This window comes from Sediminicola sp. 1XM1-17 (genome assembly GCF_037203765.1).
Classification (GTDB): Bacteria; Bacteroidota; Bacteroidia; order Flavobacteriales; family Flavobacteriaceae; genus Sediminicola.
On sequence record NZ_JBBCAS010000002.1, the window covers coordinates 31,994 to 54,801 of the forward strand.

A 22,808-nucleotide genomic window follows, 5' to 3' on the forward strand; every position below is an offset into this window, starting at 1 on the left:
TAATATTTACATCTTTGCAATAAAAAATTAAAATTTACATAATGACAGGAGCCACATACATTAATTTCGACACAGCACTAAACAAGGGTAAGAGACTGATTAAATCTGGCTCTAATCCTAATTTTGGGCTTTATATTATCTGTGGTATTAACTTTGGATTGAGGGCAGGAGACCTGCTCTCTCTGACTTTTGATCAGCTAAGGTCTGAGGAGTTTACTATCATAGAGCAAAAAACAGGTAAGACCAGAAAGCTAAAAGTGAATAACCATGTTAGAGAGGCTGTAGAGAGTTTTAAGGATGATATGACCTACCAGCTAGGAGGTAAGGCTTTTACGTCTCAGAAAGGCTCTGTATATTCTATACAGCACATTAACAGGATGATAAAGGGTGCCTTTAGTGGAGACAGGATATCCTCTCATAGCTTGCGTAAATCCTTTGGACGTAGAGTCTGGGAGAACGACAACCACTCAGACAGAGCTCTAGGATTTTTAAATGAGTTGTTTAATCATACGACTTATGCAGTAACTAAGAGGTACCTAGGGATAAGACAGGAGGAGCTGGATGATGTATACATGAACCTCTAAACATCCCGACATATTCCAGATAGATTTGAGCTCCTTAAAGGGGCTCTTTTTATGCTTAAAAGTGACGTAAATAGTTTAACGGTTTTACTGGGGTTCCCAGAGGTCTGGCAAAACTTGAATTTCTTGCACAGTTTTAACATTTACCACTCACTTAAATACCTCTCTATCAGATAAATAACCTCTACACAAGTGGCAAAACTTGTCTAAAGTTATCCCTTAATAATACTATTTAAAAAAAGCTAACCACAAAGCAGGAGTTTTTTCTCCACAGGGAGAGGATTTTTCCTGACCTGTGGAGATCAGCCAAAGCTCCAGCCTAATTACCCTCCTAACAAGTTAAAAAATTCATGGATCCTCCCAATGTTCTAAGATTTTTGTTTTTATCTTATTCACTTTAAAAGTCAAATTTAAAAAATTGGTGAACTTTGTTAATAGGCAAAAACCTTTCAGTTAAGCACTTTTTAGCTATGTTTTAAAAACCATGTTGGCTGTGATTTTTTTTTATTTTCTCTGGGTCAACTATTTCGTCAATAGTAAAGAGACTAAAAAAGGTGCCTTGAATATTTCCAAAAGCTCTGGGTGGAAAGGTTTGAAAACCATCTTTTTCAATTGTCGAATTACTTAATTTCTTTAAATATTCAGATTGTTCTTTTATAATTTCAATCGTAAAGCCAGATAAAATAGGAAAAACAAAAATTTTATTTTTAGTCTCCAAATCTAAATCTTTGCTTTTATCCTCGAATTTTGCTCGTAATCTTCCGTCCAAAAAGGTATTAAATTTTTCTTTTTCGTATCTCTCCTTTTTGTAATCAATCGTCAAAACATCAATAAGCATTAATTTTCCATTACCATCAATGAATTCATAATCAATACTCTTTTGGTTATCAAGTATTCGTTCATATTTTTCGAATTTGTTTTTTAAGTTTAAATCTAAACATACAGCTATTTCTCCAAGAGTGTGATGAAAATTATTGCTCTTGAAATTATAGAGAACTCCTACTAGTAGGTTTTTAAATTCCTTTTTATTTCCATATTTATCAAATTCGCCAAGTAAGTAGTTAAAATATCCAAATTCATTTCTTATCTCATTAGATTCATTTGACTTGTGTTCCCATAATAACTTAAAGAATGTAATAATGAAGTTGTTATTTGGTGTTCCACCATTATACTTTTCTGTATGTTCAATTGCTTTGGAAAGAAATTTTGTGAATTCCTTTTCGTTTAGGAATAGTAATAAATTCGGACAGTAAGTTTTAATCAATCCGATACTGTTCTCAATCAATGTATTTGTAAGCATATGGTTTAGGTTTAATTACAGCCAACGGTTGGGCTAAGATTCCGTTACTAAGATTTAATGTTAATCAAAATCGAGCTTGGGATCATGTCGGTCTAATGTACTAAAAGTTTTGAATTGTAGTAAATATACTAAACAATGAATTATAGCCCTTTTTGTCTGGAGTTAATTATTTTCTCTCTAATTAAATTGGCTAATCCATCCAAATCCTTATTTAGATGTCTTACCCGTGATATAAACAAAGTAACGTCTAAGTCGAGTAAATTAGTTTTTTCTAGAATTGTTTCCTCTATTAAATCGGAAAAGAGAGCGTACAAATTATGAGTTAAATAATTCCGCTGTTTTGAAATCTGTTTAAGAGACATTATCCAATTTTTATCAAACAAATTGTGATTAGAAGCGACCTCAATTAATTTTCCTAATGTAGCTTTTTCATAATCTCCTTTGATTTGATTTTCGATAAGTAAAAATTTGATTTCAGTTTCTAACTTTCCTGATGCTAGAGTCACCTTTCCTAATTCTGAAGTAAATTGCTCAGATTCATGAAGTAACCTATAAAATTCTAGTCCAGATTTTGATTTTCCATTATGCATTTAATATAATTACAGACAACGTTAGGCTGAAGTTAACAAGTTATCTTTTGACTTCTATTACAGTATATAAAAGAAACTAAAAAAAATCAATTTTTAAGATGATATAGAATATTTAAATGAAATAATGGGGTTTATAACTAAGTACAGATTTTAATTTACAACAACCATTGAACTAAATTTGATTTAATTGAGAACAATTCTATTTTTGGGCACATGTACGATTATAACGACCGTAGACCAAGCCTGCCTTTTCATTTTGCTAAAAATGTAGATACCAATGAATGGGTTTCAGTCTACAATGTTCCTAGAGGTAAGAACACAAATTGTTATTGTCCAGTTTGTGGAGAACCCGTTGGAGCAAAAAATAAGGACAAATCACTTGCTCTTCAGCTACAGAAACACCAAAAAACTGCTCATTTTTACCACATTTCAAAATCTAATTGTGATCCTTCAGGGGAAACAATATATCATTTAGTTGCCAAAGAGATATTAGAAAAGTCTAAGAGGCTTTTTGTTTACTCTCCTTATGAAGGATACTCGGATTTGGTGGGCAAAACAAGTTTGGTAGTTTTCGACGAAGTGATTATCGAGAAGAGAGTGTCTGATCAAATAACATCTATACAACCTGATGCAATAGGCATTAAAGGGAAATCTGAACTCTATATCGAATTCAAAGTGACAAGTGGAATTAATAACCAAAAAAGAGAATATCTCGAGCGAAATAAAATTGATTGTATAGAAATTGATATAAATGAAGCTCGCAAAGGTTGCGATCCTAATGATATAGAAAAGATCAGAACCAATATTACTCAATTACTTGAAAATGGAAGAAAAAATTCCTTTAGGTGGGTGCGAAATAAAAAATTAGTCAAGCATTTAAAATTCATTAGAAAAACAGAGGAAGAGAAAAGAAAGTCTGCCATTGAAAAAATAAAGGAATTATACAGTGAAATTGAAGCTTTAAAAGAAAAATTTTGGCTATCTGATGATGACCTAAAATAAAATATTGATTTAGGGATAAGACAGGAGGAGCTTGATAACGTGTATTTAAACCTCTAAACATCCTGATAGATTCCTGATAGATTTGAGCTCCTTAGAGGGGCTCTTTTTATGCTTAAAAGTGACCTAAATCCTCCAACGGTTTTACTGGGCTCAGAGGGTACGGTGCAAAAGTACTTTTTTCTGCACAGTTTTAACATTTACCCCTCACTTAAATACCTATATATCAGCTAAATAGCCTTCTCACTGGGTGCAAAAGTAGGTCAAAGTATTCCCTTAATAATAACTAAAAAAAAAGTTAAACAAAGCATGGGTTCTCTCTCTCCTGTGGCGGTCATTTTCCGACACAGAGAGGTCAGCCAAAACTCTATTAGCTATTTTTTTTACGTGCCCGGTTCCTTAAGCTTTTTCAACAATTCAATGAATTCATTTATTCCTTTAATGGCAGTTGGAGAATTAATAAGACCATTAAAACAATTAGGACAGATGAATGTGCCTGACTCTAGAAATAATTCAAAATCGGATCTTTCTAGTTCAATATTTGCTCCACATTCTTCGCAATCTAATTTTAATTTTTCAGCAAGAAGTTCAAATATTTTGGAATATTTATTTTTTTCTCCATCTATCCATTCATCCCAAAGCAGAATGCCAATCAAACGGATCATTACCTTTACATTTAGAAAGTGTTTACTTTCATTAAACGTTAAAAACTGGGATATTATATTGTCAACTACAGAAACTGAATAAATTAAAAGATAAGGAACAAGGAAATAATAATTTTTCCAATATTTTAACACATCTTCATTTGTTGAGAATACGAAATTTAGATTTTGTTCTGTTGTTTTATAGTTTTTGTCATTTGTAACTATATGCAGGGCATGATTTGAAATCCCATTTATGCCCTTTCCTAAAGTTTTATCGTATCTTAATTCATAGATAAGTTCTGAATTGAAGACTATGTTAGGTTTAGATTTTTTCAGAGCATTTTTAATAATTTTTCTTTTATCAATATTTCTAGCACTAGGGTCGTAATTAGACGGTTCCCCATCATGAAAAAATCTGTTTATAAAATCTTCGTCATTATCTAATATCTGTTCAAAAATTAAAAGTTCATCAGTAAATGGTTTTCTTAAGAGTGCATATGCAACTGACATTTTACCTCTCATCGCACAACTTAAAGATTCAAAAATAAAGTTCACAAAATCAGCTAAAACAGACATCGTAACATGCTTAACAAGAACTTGTCTTATTTCGTCATTCAATTCATTGCTTTTGAGCCAATCCAACGCGTGAATTTCGCCATTTACCAATTTTTCAATATCTAGATTATTGTCTTTGTCGATATTGAATATTGTGCTATTTAAAGTGGAGTAATTTTCTTGACTAAAAATTTCAGTAAGTTGATCATAAACTATTGCGCATAGATTATGAATTTTATGAAATTTTTTGTCCAAGGGGATTTCATCTCCATCATTTATATATAACATATTTTCTAAAGGGTAGATTTTTGTTTAAATGGTAATTAACGTCTAGGCTATTATTAGTTGCGGTCAATGTATTAAGGACATTTCCCGCGTGACATAAAGTTAGTATTAATTGGGAAACATTTTCAGTGTGGAAAAAGCATAACAATTGATTATAGGTATTGTTATGCATAATTATTTACATATAAACTCCTTGACAATATGGAACATCGGCGTTGTTTGAAATTTTTGCCCATTAATTGGAGCATGTTGCACATGATTTTTAAAGATTAAACTGTTTTTTAATAATCTCAAAAGTCCAATTATTATAAATTCCTCGGTAAAATCATTCGAGAAATTAGAAAAAGAACTAGAACTGAAAACTTTATTTGAATTTACTTTATCGGCATTATCTAGTTCCAAATATTCTGATATTAGTTTAATTAGTATTATATCATTTTCTGTCAATCCTTCAATTATATTCAAAACATCTTCCGCTTTTGTATTGTTCTGGAATTCTAAAATCAAAGAAGAGGTTAAAATGTTAGCATATATTTTAATTTTTTCTTGTAATCGAGTCCTGACAGCTAAATTTGAAATCTGTACAAAAAGGTCATAAAACTCTTCTGATTCTAAATAAGTATAATTTAATTTATCGCCCTCTATACATTTTAATTGATACTCAAGCTCACTTAGTAAGCTTTGAAACCTCTCTTGAGATTTTTTCTGGATTCCAGAGGATAAAAGAATGTCCAGAGTTCCTCCAACATAAGGTATTGCATTTACCCCAGCACGAAATAGCGTACTATCTGAGTATTTGTTGAGTAAATTTTCAACTTTGTCTTTTGAGCTCATTTTAATTATGCCTTATAGCCATTTTTGTAGCAAGTTTTTTTTCTATGTCAGTTTCAAAATTTTTCCAACTAACTCCTTATTGACAGCACTTGCATCATCATATAAGCGTTGTTTAATTTCTGGCGATAAATCATCAACGGTTAGGTTTTCTTCAATGTTCTGTCCTCCTGGATAAATACTCTTGTCATAAAAATGAAGAACTGAACCATCATCGTATAAAGTATAATCATCATCTAATACTCCTTTAATTCTGTGTGACACAGAAATTGCTTTTTTTGCCATATTTATTATTTATATAAGTTAGTATATTCCTTATCCAAGTTTATTCTGTTATATGCAAAAAGTCCTTTTTCGATTTCTCTTGCTGTTTTATTATTTTCACGTGATAAAACTCTAATAATATTTAGATATTCAATCCAATTATTTTCTGTAATGGTTTTCCATTTTATCATTCCTAAATCCGTCAACGATTGAAGACATCTTTCGTCAATTATAGGATAAATTTCGGGATTAACTGCTGATAAAATTGCCGAAGCAGTTGGAATTTGAACACCTTTTAATTCCTTTAGAATTTTTATCTTTTTGAGTTCATCCTTTTCGCTAAATGCTAATTTGGTTTGGGAAATCACTTCTTTATCAGTGTTTAAATCATATAATCGTTTCGGTCTTCTTGATTTCCAAAGACATATTGCTAAAAATTCCGATTTTTCAAGCCAACCTCTTTTTTTTGATTACTTTACCCATTCGGAATATTTGTTTTTCCAACTCGTATTGGGTGATGTAATATTCTAAATTTTCAATAAATACGTTCATTTTTCAAATTGGCTACAACGTGTTTGTATATGGTTGTTGCGTGTTTTAAGCACCTAATTTAGCAAATACAAACCGAATAGAGAATCCGAGAGGATTATCGTAAGGAGGCAATAACTAGCAATAAATTATATACGGTGTTGGCAACTGGCTTTTATTTTATAAATAAACTTTATCTTCTCTTATCATTTGAATTGTATTCCAATCTACTTTATTAAAATGAACCTTTTCAGCACTTCTTTTGAATTCAGTTCCGTTTTGGTATTCTCCACAAAAGTAAATTTTGTCATTATAATGGTCTATTAGAAAGTTGATAAAGTCTAAATCGGAATTGGGTTTTAGTTGATAGGTTTTTTCGTCAATTACTTTTTTTAAATTTGATGAGTTGAAAAAACGCTTACCTAAAACTATTGATTTTATTGCATCTTTTGGATAATATACCTTTCTGTCATGATGACTTGGAATATCTTCAAAAGGACCATTAATAGAATTAGGTACACCATAGTCCGATGTATAAGTCATTAATCTCCACTCGTCTTCGTAACTCCAATCCTTTCTTTTAACAGCAGTTGAATAAAGAAATGGTATGTCTGGTGAATTAAAACCATTACCAAAAAAATCAATACTTTCTAATTTGTCAACGTATTGTATTGGAAAAAAAGCATAATTGTTCAATTTTGGATTTAAACCCTTTAGGTTATTTTTTATATGGTTCCAGTCTAATTCAATCATAAATCCACTTTCTGTAGAATAGTGCGCCCACATTAAGGTCTGCAATGAATTAGTTGTTAAAGATATTACTCCAGCATCTTTAGAAGCCAATTCAAAAAACTTCTGTTTTATAGTCTCAAAACCACTTGCTTTTTCTTTCTCATAGTCTATTACCAATACTTTATCAAAACCATACTGCTTATAGAATTTTTCAAATACTGCTTTCGATAAATTTGTAAAATCCCATAAAAGACTTGAACTATCAATAGAGTCGTTTAGATGATATGGATGACTACAAAATAAATAATTTTTTATTATTGCGTCAATGCTATATTCTGTCTTACCGTAATATTTGAAAACTGTTTCAGGTTGTTTTATTTCATTAGATAATTCAACTTCATAATTTCCATTAGCCAGTTTATATGTTCGGTCTCCGTATTTGTATTCACTCATTTTTTTAGCTTGTTACCACCAGTTAGGCTATGATTGCGTTGTTGAGATTTGATGTTAATATAATGGTGAATTTCTATACTTAAGGTCGGGTAAAGAACTTTTATTTTCAAAATAACGAACATTGCCCTTTTTCATACTTGGCATTAAGAAAACACTAATGTAATATCCTGTCTTTTCGAATTGATAATAGTCAGTTTTTTTTTCCATTGAACCAGCTTTTAATATGCTATAGCCCAAATAACTTGCATTTTCTTTAATATATTTTACTCTTTTATAAAAATCAGTCAAATAATAATGCCAAACTGAATATGAAATACAAAGGTTTGTATCATAGTCGAAGTGAAAACTATTTTCACCATCTTCATAATAATAATAAATCGAGGAACCCATATTAATCATAACACCACCCCCATCCATTGGAGGACTGATTCTGGTAGGCTCCCCAAATTTCAGTACAATATCTTGTTGGGATTTCCCTATTTGGGCATGCGTAGTTAAAGTAATCAATAGTAAGACTAAAAGTAAAAAAGGGGATTTCATTAATTTAAGGTTTGGTTATTTTGGCCTACAAAGAAAACAAAAAATCAAGGAAATATTCTATATTTTAATATTGAATATTTTAAATATAAGGTGACTTAAGTTAAATTAACAATGAAGATATTTAAGGTATTCTATTATACCTTGATTTATTTTATTTGATATCCACAGATAAAAAATTTGGCTCTTTTTATGCTTAAAAGTGACCTAAAAAGACCAACGGTTTTACTGGGGTTCCCAGAGCAGGGGCAAAAGTACTTTTTTCTGCACAGTTTTAACATTTACCACTCACTTAAACACCTCTCTATCAAATAAATAGACTTCTATCTGGGTGCAAAACTAGGTTAATGTATTCCCTTAATAACAACTATTAAAAAAAAGCTAAACAAAAGCGAGGGTTTTCTCTCTCTCCTGTGGTGGTATTTTTTCCGCCACAGAGAGCCAAGCCAAAATCCCTGCAGGGATTACCCTCCTAAACAAGCAAAAACAGGTTTTTACAAATTGTTATTAATAATTACTGCTCCGAATCACATCTATATTAATTAATGAATTTATCATAAACAACCACGTAGGTAGTATTGATATTATCTTCATTTGAATATCCAATCGTTATATTAAAAAAAGTTAATTCCCATGTTCTTAGATGTCCTTTTGGCTCGTTTTCTAATTCATATAAATCCACTGACTTAAATTCCTTTCTTAATAGCATATCCTCTCCTAGTCTAGAGCTATATCTATCTATCAAATTACGAGTTTCTCTAGTGTCTCTATTATTCATTGCCATATAAAGAAATTTTGTGCCGTTTTGATAATCGTTAAGACTTACAAAATCAAAATCCCTTTCTCTATTATCATAGGTTATCTCAGACCCTATAATAACCTCATCTAGCTCCTCCTGTAAAGAAAGTTCATATGATTCCATCTCGTCATGATTAAAGTCGTAGGGGTTGCAACCTATGTCGGAAAGTATTTCCTTCAGTCGACTTTTACGACTTTCATCACTCTCCTTTTTGAATCTATCAAATAGCCCCATGTAACAATTTAGATTTTTGATTATGTTTAAAATAAGATTACTCTAAAAATTTCTTTCATTCCATTTTAGCTAAGCTCGAGTTTTACGCTATAAGCATAGGTAAATACTTGATTAGGGATAAGATTAAGGGTATTGCTATGAGCATAACCAGAGCAAAGGTATTACTAGTATTTTTCTTATTTGACTCCACTAACTGACTTAATAAGTAGTTAGTCTCAAGCATAAGCTCCTTGTCAGTCTTATCGTTATTGCTATTGAAGTAATTATTTCTAGCTATCTCTAAATTCCTTTCTTTCTGAGTTGGCATGATGTTCTTGATTGGGTTGTGAATCTGAATGTTTTAATCATCGTCTTTTAAGCTCCTCTTTAATTTCAGTTAATAAGTCTGCTATATCATTTATCTTGTAGTACCAGAGGATAATTGATCTTATTGCAAGGAATACTACCACTACAAAACTATTGCATATACTAATAATAAAATTTCATTGGTCATATCTTTTATTAGTTCGATTAAGTTGTGAATATAAGGTAAAAACTGAGAATATTAACTATGTTTGTGTTGAATGGATTATAATAATTAAAGCTATGGATATAAATAATAGTTTTTATGATAGGCTTCGTATTTATAAGGCTCAGAATAAAGTAGGCTACAAAGACATGGGTGAGGTATTAGATATGACAGATGCCACAATAAGAATGGCTCTTAAAAGGGAGTCTCTAAGTGAGCTTCAAAAAAACAGACTACAAGAAGTCTTTAACTTAAAACCTTCATACAATAATTCATCTACTCTATCTCAATTTACTCCATTAGAGATAGTTGAATATATTTATGAGAACGAAGAGGAGTTTTTAAAGTTAGCAACCTTTCAAAGATTGCTCAAAAAATAACCCCTGCTTAATTGTTAGTTTTTTTTTAATTGAGTATATTATCTTTATACTCCCAATTATAATAATATGTCCAGAGATGATATTGAAACTACATTGAGAGTGCTCGATGAGTTTAAGAATATTACTGCTAAATCCATGAGCAAAACAAATAGTAAAGTATTAAAGGGTAGGTGTGAGGAAATGCTGTTGAGTACACTTACTATCCAAGAATGGCTATACCATTGTAGGAGTAAAAAGCTTAATATAAAGTAAGATTGGAGTTTGATTCAATATATAAAAAAAAGACATTGAGATAGTTACATGTGTAATTCTTTAACATGCACATTAATACATATAGGGGAAGCTATCCAATACCGTAGCCTAGATAGGGAAGGTTGGCTAGGGTAGTTTATGTATTGAAAATGTATTAGTTAATAATTCCTACCGAACTACATGATAAAGGCAAAGAGTTGCTAATTAATGTTATTTTTAAACGAATGGAATAGGAATGATACCATATAAGTTCTAACCACTGGGTATCTTTATTCCAAATAATAGAAACCGTTATTTTTCAATGGTAAATATAAACCTGGCTCCCATTGCAGGCTCTGATATTACTTTTATTGTACCACCGGAATTTGTAATAACTTTCTTTACAGTTGCTAAACCTATTCCGTTACCTTTATCTCCAAACCTGTCTTTATTTTCTAGGACTTTAAAAATATCAAAAATCTTTTCTTGGTATTCCAATGCTATACCAAGACCATTATCTTGAACATGAAATTCATAATGAGTTGTTGATTCTGAAACCCCAATTTCAATTTCTACATGTTCTTTGTCATTATATTTGATCGCGTTGGCAATAAGATTTATTAGAACTTGTTCCAGTGCGGTTCTATTCACGATAATATCTATCAGTGAGGTTTTTAATGTGAGGGTCAAATTATTCTCGTAAACAAAAAGTCCGGTCATATCATTTATCAAACTGTTGATATTTACCAAGGATTTACTTTCTTTTAGCACATTTTCGCTTCTACTGTATTCCAATAATCCGTCGATAAGCGATTTTAAGTTATCACACGATTTTGCAATCATGCTTAGCATTTCCTTACTTTCATCATCCAACTTAGAGCCGTTGTTTTCAGAAATTAATTGAGACAACATATTAATTCCATTTAGAGGAGATTTAAGATCATGAGCAGCGATAAAAGCAAATTGCTCTAGTTCTAAATTTTTTTCTTTTAAAGATTCTAAGGATTTTTCTAAGGTGATTTTTGTTTTTCTTAGATTTAAAATATTCATGACCTGACTTCCTAAGGCCCTTAAAGACTTTACCTGACTTTGACTTAATAATTTTGGTTTGTGATCCATTACGCACAATGTACCTAGTGGAAGACCATTGTCACTGATTAAAGGAATACCTGCATAAAATGTCAAATTCGTATCACCCGTAACTAAAGGATTATCATGAAAACGCTCATCTTTTCTGGCATCTTGAACTATGAACACATTTTCTTGATCATTTATAGCATGGGCACAAAAGGAAATTTCTCTTGGTGTTTCCGTAAGGTTAACACCAAAACTAGATTTGAACCATTGACGCTCATCATCAATTAAGCTAATTAAAGAAATTTCAGTACCACAAATAGATGCTGCGATAGCCGTAATATTATCATAATCAGTTTCGGACAGAGTGTCCAGTATAGCATACGATTTTAATTCCTTTAATCTTTCTTTTTCTTTCTCATGTACTTTTGGCTCTAGCATGTTCCTATTTTTAAAAATGCTTAACGCATAAATTTATAGAATGTTGTATCGAACATACATGGTTTAATTTTTAAAAATAAATTCGAAAAGGAAGATAATTGTAGAATTTATTTTGTGGTCATTTTAATATAAAGCACTTTAAAAACATGCACACCTAGAAATAGGCTAAGTTCTATTTATCAGAGAATAACATCTATTTTTTAATAGACAATTGTATATTTAAGGACTATTAAATAATCACCTTATGACAACAACAATGAAAATGAAATCAGTTTTTTTGGCTTTTTTCAGCATGACATTGGTCTTTACTTCCTGTAAGACCGAGAAAAAAGTGGAAGAAACGGCCAATCTCTCCATCGATTTTGAAAAGTATGAATTGGCCAATGGTTTGGATGTGATACTCCACCAGGACAAAAGTGATCCCATTGTTTCCCTAGCCATTCAATATGGGGTAGGTTCCAACAGGGAGAAAACCGGACGTACTGGATTTGCACATTTGTTTGAGCATATGCTGTTCCAGGAATCGGAGAATGTGGGGCAGGACCAATTCTTTAAAAAAATACAGGATGCCGGTGGAACCTTGAATGGGGGCACCTGGAAAGATGGTACCGTATATTATGAAGTTGTACCCAAGAATGCCATGGAAATGATCATGTGGTTGGAAAGTGATAGAATGGGATATTTGATAAATACGGTAACAGAATCGGCATTCAACAACCAACAAGAGGTGGTACAGAATGAAAAGAGACAACGGGTGGACAATAATCCTTATGGACATACCAGTTGGGTGGTCGATAAAAACTTATACCCAGAGGGCCATCCCTACAATTGGCAGGTCATAGGGGAGTTGGTAGATCTTCAAAATGCCACCGTTGATGATGTAAAGGAATTCTACGATAGATTTTATGGTCCCAACAATGCGACTTTGGTGCTTTCGGGAGATTTTGAAACGAACGAGGCCAAAGCGATGATCGAAAAGTATTTTGGAGAGATCAAACGACGTCAGGAAGTTGTTCCCATGGAACCTCAGCCAGTTACTTTGACCGAGACCAAACGTTTGTATCATGAGGACAATTTTGCCAAGACCCCTCAATTGACCATGGTTTGGCCAACTCCACAACAGTATACCGAAGATGCCTATGCCCTTGATTTTTTGGGGGAGATTCTTGCCAATGGAAAAAAGGCACCCCTGTATAAGGTTTTGGTCAAGGAAAAAGATCTGACTTCCAGGACTACGGCCTATAACAATGCCCAGGAACTGGCCGGGGAATTCCAAATTATTATTACAGCAAATGATGACAAAAGTTTGAAAGATGTGGAAGCCGGAATTTATGAGGCATTCGCACTCTTCGAAAAAGAGGGTGTTTCAGAGCGGGATATCGAGAGGATCAAAGCCGGACTGGAGACCCAGTTTTACAACGGTATCAGCAGTATTTTGGGAAAAGGTTTTCAATTGGCACAATACAATGTTTTTGCCGGAGATCCTGGCTTCATTGAACAGGATATCGAAAACATTAAAAAAGTATCCAAGGAGGATGTATTGCGCGTGTACAATACCTATATCAAGGACAAACCTTATGTAATGACCAGCTTTGTCCCCAAAGGAAAAATGGAACTGGTAGCGGACAATTCCCAAAAAGCTTCCGTGGTAGAGGAAGAGATCAAAGAAAATGTAACCAAGGTGGTAGAGGAAAGCAAAGAAGAAATTGTGAAGACCCCTTCCAAGTTCGACCGTTCTGTAGAACCCAAACAAGGGACAGCCCCCGCATTGTCCATCCCAACAACATGGACAGCAGAGTTAGACAATGGTATTGATGTATATGGTATTGAACAGGATGAGATTCCTACCGTTAACTTTAGTTTGGTTATTGAAGGAGGACATTTGATGGACGATAAGGACAAGAACGGGGTGGCCAATTTAATGACAGATATTATGATGGAGGGGACCGCTACCAAGACGCCGGAGCAATTGGAAGAGGAAATTGAGTTGCTGGGCGCTTCCATCTATATGTACACCACCAAAGAAGCCATTGTAATTCGCGGAAATACATTGACCCGTAATTTTGATAAAACCATGAAACTCATGGAAGAAATTCTATTGGAACCGCGCTGGGATCAGGAAGAATTCAAGAGAATTAAAACAAAGACCATCAATGGAATAAAAAGGGACGAGGCCAACCCCAATGCGGTTGCTGATAAGGTTTACGATAAACTTTTATATGGAGAAAATCATATTTTCAGCTATCCGTTAAGCGGTACCGAAGCTTCCATAGAAGCAATTACTATAGACGATTTGAAGGCGTTCTACTCCAAAAACTTTTCTCCATCAATAAGCAAATTCAATGTCGTTGGAAAAATTGACCAGGATAAGGTCTTGGAGAACCTTAGAGGGTTGGAGCAGAAATGGGCAGCCAAGGAGGTAAGTATCCCAGAATACCCTGTTCCCAGTAAGCGCGAAAAAGCTTCCCTATATTTTGTGGATATTCCCAATGCCAAGCAATCTGTGATCAATATTGGATATATAGCCTTGCCCAGAACCGATAAGGATTATTATCCTGCCGAGGTCATGAATTACAAATTAGGGGGCTCTTTTTCCGGAAATGTAAATATGATCCTCCGTGAAGAAAAGGGTTATACCTATGGTGCGAGGTCAGGGTTTAATGGGGGCAAGGTCCCGGGAACTTTTACGGCATCCTCCAGTGTAAGGACCAATACCACCGGGGAATCGGTACAGATATTTAAAGACCAGATTGCAAATTATAAAAATGGTATTTCTTCGGAAGATCTGGAATTTACCAAAAATGCATTGATAAAATCGAACGCCAGACGTTTTGAAACACAGAACTCCCTATTGGGTATGCTGCAAGAAATGAGCAGTTACGATTTGCCCAAAAATTATATAGAAGGGGAGGAACAAATTGTGAAAGCCATGACATTGGAAGAGCATAAGGCACTGGCCAATAAATATTTGGATGAGTCCAAAATGGCCTATTTGGTTGTGGGAGATGCCGCTACCCAGTTTGAACAATTCGAAAAAATGGGATTTGACGAAGTGTTGCTAGTGGACAAGGAAGGAAAGGAATTAAAGCCGATAAAAATTAAAATGTAATATAGTTTTTTAATAAATATCATAAGGCATCCTATCGGGGTGCCTTTTTTATTATTGGGTTTTTCATATCGTTGATTGCTTTAAAGCAGGAATGGGATTTGTACGGAGGAGAACCCCAATAGCTCCTTATCAATTCAGAATTACGCACTACTACTTTTCTTCCCTTCTTTCTTGTGCAAAAACATCTTTAAAGACGTAGATAGTAATCAAAAACACCCCTAATGTCAGTAGTGCAAGGGCATAGTCCCATTCTAAAAGCATAAAGAATCCTCCAGAGATAATGGCCATACTCCCCAATACCATGATCAAGTTCCAAATGATAAGACTTGTATTTAGCGTTTTGCTTTTATTTTCTTTGGAAAAGTAAGCCGTGCCTTCCAAAACGGCCCAAAGGATCAAGGAAATCACAAGTATGATTTGCGTGTAAAGAGCGAAAGGCAAATGGTACATCTGGATCAGTCCATTGATAGTCCAGAAAGAAATGAGTATTAATTTATTATAGGCCAGAAAGGTTTTTTGGGGTTTATTCCAAAATCGTAGTGCATAAAGAACCAATATACTTACAAAGCCCAATGTAAGTAAGGTGGAGGCCAATTGCCAATGTAGTACTTTAAATATAAATCCCACTAGGATTACGCACATCGAAATTCTCAAAGGTAGGGTCAGAATTTTTTTATCGATCTCCATCACTATTGGTTTTATTTAACTCATATTGCCTTAATATTGGCCTTTAGTCCTTCCATTATACCCAAAATGTTGTTCACTGTTTCTTTGAGGTAGTATTTTATAACAACATGTGGTATGCGTATGGTTGTAAATCCATTCTTAAATGAATGCATGGCCTCTTCCAAATCATTGATGGCCTGCTCATGGGTCATCATACTGTACTCTGTATCTATTTCAATATTGAGTTTTACCCTAGAAATAGCCACATCTACTGATTTTTTCCCATCCCACCATTCCAACATGGGATGTACACCGGCGTTTTTTAGGCCATAATACAACTGTACAGCCTCAACAGGGGTGTTATTTTTATGGATCAACTTTTGTAGTTGGGCAAAGTGCTTATCACAAAGTTCAACACCTAGGGTGTCCATGGAGTTCTTATGGTCTATATAACTCAGTTCCTTTTTACATTGTAAACAAGTCATTAAAGTAGGTCAATTAAGGTTCGGGAATATTATAACCTTAATTTTTTAAGAATATTATCTAGTATTGTCAAGTTTTAGACGAAATGCAAACTTTTAGATGAACTGCACTGTTTAAGCCTGTTTCGAATGCTTGGTAAGCAATAAAAACGGACATGGCAGACAGTGAACGGAATAAACATAAATTCAAGAGTATCAACAAATAAAAATATGGTTTCCATTATTTGATTTTAGGTTTAGGGGATTATATGTACATTTATTTTTTTTAAAATAGTTCTATCCCATGAAGTGTAAATTTACGTTTTGTTTAATCCTTTTTACAGTTATTTATAGCTGTAAAGAGCAGCCTAAGTCCATCTCCGAAGTTCAAGAAGTAATAATTGCCAAGGCACCAGTTTTAACCTTGGCCGAGGCCAATAGCCTTGCAGATCTGCCGTTGAACTGCTTGGCCGTTGAGTACCCTAATAAATTGGGACAAACCTTGAACGATTCCACGCATTTAAGAGGTCCCAAATCATTACATCCGGCTTTTTATGGTTGTTTCGACTGGCATTCGTCTGTTCATGGCCACTGGTCTTTGGTCTCCTTGTTAAAGCAATTTCCTGACTTGGGAAAGGCCGGACTGATTCGTGAAAAACTTAAGGAGTCCCTTTCTCAGGAAAATATAGCTCAGGAAATGGCCTATTTTGAGATGCCCGGCAATATTTCTTTTGAACGTACCTACGGGTGGGCTTGGATATTGAAACTTTCTGAAGAACTTCACACCTGGGATGATCCCATGGCCAGAGAATTGGAATTTAACCTGGAGCCCCTAACCCGATTTATTGTGGCTTCCTATGAGTCCTTTCTCCCAAAATTAATTTATCCGATTCGGGTAGGGGAGCATGCCAATACCGCCTTTGGACTCTCCTTGGCATGGGATTATGCGGTGGCCGTAAATGACGTATTATTGATGAAATCCATAAAGGACGGGGTAGACCGGTTTTACACCGAAGACAAGGGCTGCCCAATGGCATGGGAGCCGAGCGGGTTCGATTTTCTATCTCCCTGTTTGGAAGAAATAAACCTGGTACGCAAAGTATACGCCAAGGATGCCTTCAAGAAATGGCTGGATACCTTTATGCCCCAGTTGGCAGACCCGAATTTTAAGTTGGAACCAGGGCGGGTATCTGATAGGACCGATGGTAAACTGGTGCATTTGGACGGACTCAATTTCAGTAGGGCATGGTGTTTATACGGTATTGCACAAACTCTTCCCGAGTATGCCCATTTAAAAAATATTGCCAATGACCATATCAATTATTCCCTGCCCAATATTGTAGATGATCACTACGAAGGCTCACATTGGTTGGGAACTTTTGCACTATATTCATTAAATAAAACCAAGTAGGATGTTCAAGAATATTGGTCCAGGGGTATTGGTGGCCGCCGCATTTATTGGGCCTGGTACAGTTACCGCCTGTACTTTGGCAGGGGTACAATTCGGTTTTTCCCTGTTATGGGCCATGTTGCTTTCTATCATAGCTACTATTGTGCTGCAGGAAATGTCAGCCAGATTGGGCATTATAACCCAAAAAGGGCTTGCAGACGTTATTAAGGACCAGATCCAGATTCCACTGTTCCGCAATCTGGTCATTGGGATTATTCTTGGGGCCATCGTCATTGGAAATACGGCATACGAAGGGGGAAATATAGGGGGTGCCACCTTGGGCCTTGAAGCTATTTTTGGCAATGGGTACAATTTTTATTACCCTTTTGTCATAGGGGCCATCGCTTTTGTACTCCTATATCTGGGAAACTATAAAACCCTGGAAAAAGTTTTGGTCACCCTGGTGATCGTCATGAGCCTTTCTTTTTTATTGACGGCTATCATTACCAAACCAAATATACTGGAGGTTCTTAAGGGTATGTTGGTGCCAACCATGCCAGAAAATAGCGTTTTTACCATTATCGCTTTGGTAGGGACAACCGTGGTTCCTTATAATTTGTTTTTGCATGCCTCATTGGTGAGTGAAAAATGGAAGCGCAAAGAGGATTTGAAAACAGCGCGAAAAGACACTTATATTTCCATCATTTTGGGAGGGATGGTTTCCATGGCAATCATTATCGCGGCAACCACCATACCTGGCGGTGATATTACTTCCGTTTTGGATTTGGCAAAAGGTCTGGAACCATTATATGGCAATGGAGCGAGGTATTTTATGGGGATAGGCCTCTTTGCAGCTGGCATTACCTCTGCCATTACAGCTCCATTGGCAGCGGCCTATGTGGTAAACAGCTGTTTTGGTTGGAATGCAGGCCTCAAAGATCTTAGATTTAAGCTGGTATGGATGACCATTATTGTTTTAGGAGTCCTTTCGTTGACATTTGGAATCAAACCCATAGAAATTATCCAATTTGCACAGGTGACCAATGGTATCTTATTGCCTGTTATAGCCATTTTCTTGCTATGGGTGGCCAATAAGGTAGCCTTGATGGGTGCCTTTAAAAATTCTGCTGCACAGAATGTGCTTGCTATTTTTATAATTTTATTGGTCGTAGTATTGGGCATGAAGAGTATTTTAAAGGTGGCGGGGCTATTTTAGATGGAAAAAGACTATATAGATATCAATTGTGACGTTGGGGAAGGAGTAGGTAATGAAGAGAGCCTATTTCCTTTTATATCCTCTTGCAATATAGCCTGTGGTGGACATGCCGGCGATGAGGAGACCATGAAAAGAATTGTGCTGCTGGCCAAAAAGGAAAAGGTGAAAATTGGTGCACATCCGGCTTATCCCGATAAAGAAAATTTTGGACGCGTATCCTTGGCCATTCCATCCGAGACATTGAAAAGTACCATACTGGAGCAAATATCCAAGTTGATGCTTATTTTGGATGGACAAGGGTTGGAATTGCACCATATCAAGGCACATGGGGCTTTATATAATGATATTGCCAAGGATGAAACATTGGCATCCATTTTTTTGGATGCGGTGGAGAACTTCAAGGAAAGCACTTTTATTTTCGTGCCATATAGGTCGGTTTTGGAAAAAGAAGCCCTGAAACGTGGATTTAAAATAATGGTTGAGGCTTTTGGGGACAGAAATTATAATAGGGACCTTAGTTTGGCTTCAAGGAGTACCCCGAATGCCCTCATTCAAGAACCAAGGGAGGTCTTGGAGCACATGACCAATATGGTGAAGAATAACAAGGTTGTTACTGTGCAGGGTACCACAGAAAATATGGAGGCAGAAACATTCTGTATTCATGGAGATACCCCTACAGCATTGCAAATATTAGTGTATCTTTCAAAGGAATTGCCCAACAAACAGATTTACCTAAAAAAGTGAGCCCTTTTCAAATTTCAATACGCCCGTTTGGGGATTTTGCCGTACTGGTAGAATGGCCCGATAAAGTTGAAGAGCAGATCTTGAACGATATCCTTCATTTTATTCATCATTTAAAAACCCATCACCTAAATGAAAAAGAATGGGAAATGGTCCCAGCCTATAATTCATTGGCTTTGATCCACAGGGAAGGTAAAATAGATTACAAAAACTTTAGCGTTGAACTCCAAGAATGGTATTCCCAGAAATCCGGTGACCATAGGACGGAGCAATTTATTTGGGAACTGCCTGTTTGTTATGAAGGAGATTTTGCGATAGATCTCATGGAGGTTGCCCAAAAATTAAATCTGACCCCATCCTATATTATATCGATGCATACCCAGCATGTCTATACGGTTTACGGAATTGGTTTTCTACCGGGCTTTATGTATTTGGGAGGATTGCCTCCAGCCTTGGAAATTCCAAGGAGAGAAACCCCAAGACTTAAAGTGGAACAGGGATCGGTTGGCCTGGCCGGGAAACAAACGGGGATTTACCCGCAAGAATCCCCTGGAGGATGGAATATTATCGGTAATTGCCCCGTTCCCATGTTCAATAAGGAAAAGGAAAATCCGTGTTTTGTAAATGTGGGCGACAAAATAAAATTTTATTCGATTACCAAAGGGGAGTACGACTTACTTAAATTACAGGGCGAGGTTGGTATATATAAATTGAAAAAAACTAAGGTGGATGCTTAATGTTATAAAGTCTGGTTTTTTTACTACCGTCCAGGACCTGGGCAGGTTTAATTACAGGAACAAAGGGGTGCCTGTGAGCGGGGTAATGGATTCCTTTTCCTATGCTATTCTCAATATGTTATTGGAAAATGACAAGAAATCGGCAGTACTGGAAATTACCATGACCGGACCAAGATTGGAATTTGAGGCGGACACCTATATTGTGGCCGGCGGTGCTGAGCTACCCATGAGCTTAAATGACCAGCCCATTAAAAATTTTAAGATTCACAAGGTTTTGGCCGGTGATATCGTTTCGTTCGGAAAATTGGAACACGGATTGAGATCGTACCTCGCCATAAAAGGTGGTTTTAAGTCACCTCTTGTTTTGGGAAGCAGATCGTACTACAAACCCCTGACCAGTTCATCCCGTATAAAGGACAATGATCAAATACCATACGATGAATGCAAAGATTTTGAACCAAAAATTCAGGAAATAAAGGCGCATTCTTTATTGAGAGAATCGGTTTTGGAAGTTTTTGAAGGTCCGGAATACAGATTGTTGACGGAGAAGCAAACGCATGGATTGTTTGGCAACGACTTTACAATAGCCAAAGAGAACAATAGAATGGCATACCAGTTGAACGAGGCCATAGAGGGGCATGCCATATCCATGCTTACATCGGCTACGCTTCCTGGAACCATTCAGCTGACCCCTTCAGGAAAATTGATCATTCTCATGAAAGACGGACAGACCACCGGGGGATATCCACGTATTTTACAACTTTCCGAAAAGGCGATTTCAATCTTGGCCCAAAAACGTTATGGCGATGATGTTTCGTTTACACTGTTATAGGCCAAAGCTTGTGGAGCGATTATAAACGGACTACAATAGGTTTTTCAATTTTTTGGCAAATTTGATAGGTAAGGAGTAAGGGGGGTATCTAAAGGGAACATCCAACCAATTTGCCCTGTGGACTATGGGCTTGTGATGGGAAAAGAGTTCAAAGGTTGTCTTGCCGTGATACGAGCCGATCCCACTGCCCCCAACACCTCCAAAAGGCAATCTTTTATTGGCCACTTGTATGACGGTATCATTAATAGCGCCACCACCATAACTGTATTTTTGGATGATTTTATTTTGAAATGATTTTCTGTTGGAAAAAACATAGGTGGCCAAAGGCTTGCCATAATTTTGTACAATGTTGTGGATATCAGATTCACTTTCATAGGAAAGGATCGGTAGGATGGGGCCAAAAATTTCACCTTGCATCAATTTACTGTCCAGTTGGGGTTCATTCACCAGAGTGGGAGAAATGTAGTTGTCTTCAGGATCCGTATCACCTCCAAAAAGGACATCCTCACCAACGAGCATATCTTTTAAGTTGTTAAAATGAGAAGAGCCAACTGTTCTAGCATAATCTGAAGAATTCTTAATATCCCCTCCATAGCCCTCTTGTATCATTTTTATCAGAGCGGTGACAAAGGCCGATTTGACACTTTGGTGGACCAAAATATAATCTGGGGCAATACAAGTCTGTCCGGCATTTAAGAATTTGCCCCAGCATATTCTTTTTGCAGCCAGCTCCAATGAACTGCTTTCGTCTACGATACACGGGTTTTTTCCTCCCAATTCCAAGGTTACCGGAGTCAAATGTTTGGCCGCACTTTCATATACAATTTGTCCCACCTTGGTACTTCCGGTAAAGAATATATAATCCCAATTTTCTTTCAAAAGGGCCTGGGATACCTCGACCCCTCCTTCAACCACGGATACGTGTTCCCTTGGAAAAACGGCCTTAATGATGCTATGGATAGTTTTTGATGTGTTTGGGGTTACTTCCGAAGGCTTTATGACCACTGTATTTCCGGCTGCTACGGCCCCTACCAGGGGCAAGAGAGCCAATTGGAACGGATAGTTCCAGGGAGCTATGATTAAAACAGTGCCATAGGGCTCCTTATAAATTTTATCTGTCGACGGAAAGTTCAACCAAGTGGAGGAAACATTTTTCGGACGGGCCCATGAAATTAGCTTTTTCAGAACCAATTTTATTTCTGCCAGGACAAACTGGGTTTCGGTCGCCAAGGTCTCAAAATGTGGTTTTTTAAAATCCGCATAAATGGCATCGCAAATGGCATCCTCCCGGGCAATGATTTCTTTTTGGAGCCTTAGCAACGCCTCTCTCCTAAAGGCGATGTCTTTGGTGCTTTGTGTTGCAAAAAAATCCCGCTGGACTTGAAGGGTTTCTGAAATGGTAGTCTTCATGTTAAATTATAAATAGGGCTTAGTTCCAGTGCAAAGGAATTAATAGTACAAGCTAATCAAAAATTCCAAAACTTAGGGCTTAGCTACGGCCTTATCACCTCCAAAACCAAAATCCATACCTGATTTGTGCATAGGAGCACTTTCCCACCTTGTATATTTACATTATTGAATTTGTTGGATATGATACCAATAGTGTGTTTAAACCATTGAAAATGAACAACATAAATAGTGAATATTGTTATTGGATTTGAACCGGGGCACTTTGTTAATAATTTGGCGT

General features: G+C 35.8%; 22 protein-coding genes. 9 read left to right on the top strand and 13 right to left on the bottom strand.

Going from position 1 to position 22,808, the window contains the following annotated elements:
* Positions 1–41: 41 nt before the first annotated feature.
* On the top strand, positions 42–584 hold the full coding sequence (locus tag WAA86_RS03130; RefSeq protein ID WP_337299521.1) for a tyrosine-type recombinase/integrase: 543 nt from the start codon (positions 42–44) through the stop codon (positions 582–584).
* A 472-nt stretch (positions 585–1,056) separates the two neighbouring features.
* Here the strand turns inward: WAA86_RS03130 and WAA86_RS03135 are convergent, their stop codons facing one another.
* On the bottom strand, positions 1,057–1,881 hold the full coding sequence (locus tag WAA86_RS03135; RefSeq protein WP_337299522.1) for a hypothetical protein: 825 nt from the start codon (positions 1,879–1,881) through the stop codon (positions 1,057–1,059).
* A gap of 140 nt (positions 1,882–2,021) precedes the next feature.
* Positions 2,022–2,471, bottom strand: coding sequence for a hypothetical protein (locus WAA86_RS03140; RefSeq protein ID WP_337299523.1), 450 nt, complete (start codon positions 2,469–2,471; stop codon positions 2,022–2,024).
* 213 nt (positions 2,472–2,684) lie between these two features.
* On the opposite strand from WAA86_RS03140, the gene WAA86_RS03145 reads away from it, so the two are divergent.
* Complete coding sequence (locus WAA86_RS03145; RefSeq protein WP_337299524.1) at positions 2,685–3,473, top strand: hypothetical protein; 789 nt, start codon at positions 2,685–2,687, stop codon at positions 3,471–3,473.
* A 380-nt stretch (positions 3,474–3,853) separates the two neighbouring features.
* Here the strand turns inward: WAA86_RS03145 and WAA86_RS03150 are convergent, their stop codons facing one another.
* The 7 genes from WAA86_RS03150 to WAA86_RS03180 form a co-directional block, all read right to left on the bottom strand.
* Entirely contained in the window at positions 3,854–4,957 is a 1,104-nt protein-coding gene (locus WAA86_RS03150; protein WP_337299525.1) for a hypothetical protein, read from the bottom strand.
* Between the two features lie 171 nt (positions 4,958–5,128).
* Entirely contained in the window at positions 5,129–5,788 is a 660-nt protein-coding gene (locus tag WAA86_RS03155) for a hypothetical protein (protein ID WP_337299526.1), read from the bottom strand.
* A gap of 42 nt (positions 5,789–5,830) precedes the next feature.
* Entirely contained in the window at positions 5,831–6,070 is a 240-nt protein-coding gene (locus WAA86_RS03160; protein WP_337299527.1) for a hypothetical protein, read from the bottom strand.
* A 5-nt stretch (positions 6,071–6,075) separates the two neighbouring features.
* Positions 6,076–6,417, bottom strand: coding sequence for a hypothetical protein (locus WAA86_RS03165; RefSeq protein WP_337299528.1), 342 nt, complete (start codon positions 6,415–6,417; stop codon positions 6,076–6,078).
* 340 nt (positions 6,418–6,757) lie between these two features.
* The gene (locus tag WAA86_RS03170; protein ID WP_337299529.1) at positions 6,758–7,762 is read right to left on the bottom strand and encodes a DUF2971 domain-containing protein; all 1,005 of its coding nucleotides are present in this window, start codon (positions 7,760–7,762) and stop codon (positions 6,758–6,760) included.
* Positions 7,763–7,816: 54 nt separating this feature from the next.
* On the bottom strand, positions 7,817–8,302 hold the full coding sequence (locus WAA86_RS03175) for a hypothetical protein (RefSeq protein ID WP_337299530.1): 486 nt from the start codon (positions 8,300–8,302) through the stop codon (positions 7,817–7,819).
* 535 nt (positions 8,303–8,837) lie between these two features.
* Positions 8,838–9,332, bottom strand: a complete 495-nt coding sequence (locus tag WAA86_RS03180) for a hypothetical protein (RefSeq protein WP_337299531.1) — start codon at positions 9,330–9,332, stop codon at positions 8,838–8,840.
* A 585-nt stretch (positions 9,333–9,917) separates the two neighbouring features.
* On the opposite strand from WAA86_RS03180, the gene WAA86_RS03185 reads away from it, so the two are divergent.
* Entirely contained in the window at positions 9,918–10,220 is a 303-nt protein-coding gene (locus WAA86_RS03185) for a hypothetical protein (protein ID WP_337299532.1), read from the top strand.
* 543 nt (positions 10,221–10,763) lie between these two features.
* On the opposite strand, the gene WAA86_RS03190 is transcribed toward WAA86_RS03185, so the two are convergent.
* A complete protein-coding gene (locus WAA86_RS03190) occupies positions 10,764–11,966 on the bottom strand; it encodes a sensor histidine kinase (RefSeq protein ID WP_337299533.1) in 1,203 nt (400 codons plus the stop codon).
* A 256-nt stretch (positions 11,967–12,222) separates the two neighbouring features.
* Between WAA86_RS03190 and WAA86_RS03195 the strand changes: the two genes are divergently transcribed.
* Positions 12,223–15,075, top strand: a complete 2,853-nt coding sequence (locus WAA86_RS03195) for a M16 family metallopeptidase (protein ID WP_443217567.1) — start codon at positions 12,223–12,225, stop codon at positions 15,073–15,075.
* A gap of 150 nt (positions 15,076–15,225) precedes the next feature.
* Here WAA86_RS03195 and WAA86_RS03200 read toward each other — a convergent pair whose 3' ends face one another.
* Together WAA86_RS03200 and WAA86_RS03205 are read right to left on the bottom strand one after the other, a co-directional pair.
* The gene (locus tag WAA86_RS03200) at positions 15,226–15,762 is read right to left on the bottom strand and encodes a hypothetical protein (RefSeq protein ID WP_337299534.1); all 537 of its coding nucleotides are present in this window, start codon (positions 15,760–15,762) and stop codon (positions 15,226–15,228) included.
* 20 nt (positions 15,763–15,782) lie between these two features.
* Positions 15,783–16,226 carry a hypothetical protein gene (locus WAA86_RS03205; protein WP_337299535.1) on the bottom strand — a complete coding sequence of 148 codons (444 nt, stop codon included), beginning with the start codon at positions 16,224–16,226 and terminating at the stop codon, positions 15,783–15,785.
* A gap of 280 nt (positions 16,227–16,506) precedes the next feature.
* Between WAA86_RS03205 and WAA86_RS03210 the strand changes: the two genes are divergently transcribed.
* The 5 genes from WAA86_RS03210 to WAA86_RS03230 are packed head-to-tail and all read left to right on the top strand — an operon-like array spanning position 16,507 to position 21,118.
* Complete coding sequence (locus tag WAA86_RS03210; RefSeq protein WP_337299536.1) at positions 16,507–17,613, top strand: DUF2891 domain-containing protein; 1,107 nt, start codon at positions 16,507–16,509, stop codon at positions 17,611–17,613.
* 1 nt (position 17,614) lies between these two features.
* Complete coding sequence (locus WAA86_RS03215) at positions 17,615–18,808, top strand: Nramp family divalent metal transporter (protein ID WP_337299537.1); 1,194 nt, start codon at positions 17,615–17,617, stop codon at positions 18,806–18,808.
* Positions 18,809–19,552 (top strand): 5-oxoprolinase subunit PxpA, encoded by a 744-nt coding sequence (pxpA, locus tag WAA86_RS03220; RefSeq protein ID WP_337299538.1) that lies wholly within the window; start codon positions 18,809–18,811, stop codon positions 19,550–19,552.
* Positions 19,549–20,286: a 5-oxoprolinase subunit PxpB gene (gene pxpB / locus WAA86_RS03225; RefSeq protein WP_337299539.1), complete on the top strand. Its 738-nt coding sequence runs from the start codon at positions 19,549–19,551 to the stop codon at positions 20,284–20,286. The genes pxpA and pxpB overlap by 4 nt, the downstream gene beginning before the upstream one ends.
* Entirely contained in the window at positions 20,279–21,118 is an 840-nt protein-coding gene (locus WAA86_RS03230; protein WP_337299540.1) for a biotin-dependent carboxyltransferase family protein, read from the top strand. Before pxpB ends, WAA86_RS03230 begins: the two co-directional genes overlap by 8 nt.
* Positions 21,119–21,148: 30 nt before the next feature.
* Here WAA86_RS03230 and WAA86_RS03235 read toward each other — a convergent pair whose 3' ends face one another.
* Positions 21,149–22,528, bottom strand: coding sequence for an aldehyde dehydrogenase (locus WAA86_RS03235; RefSeq protein WP_337299541.1), 1,380 nt, complete (start codon positions 22,526–22,528; stop codon positions 21,149–21,151).
* Positions 22,529–22,808 lie beyond the last annotated feature (280 nt).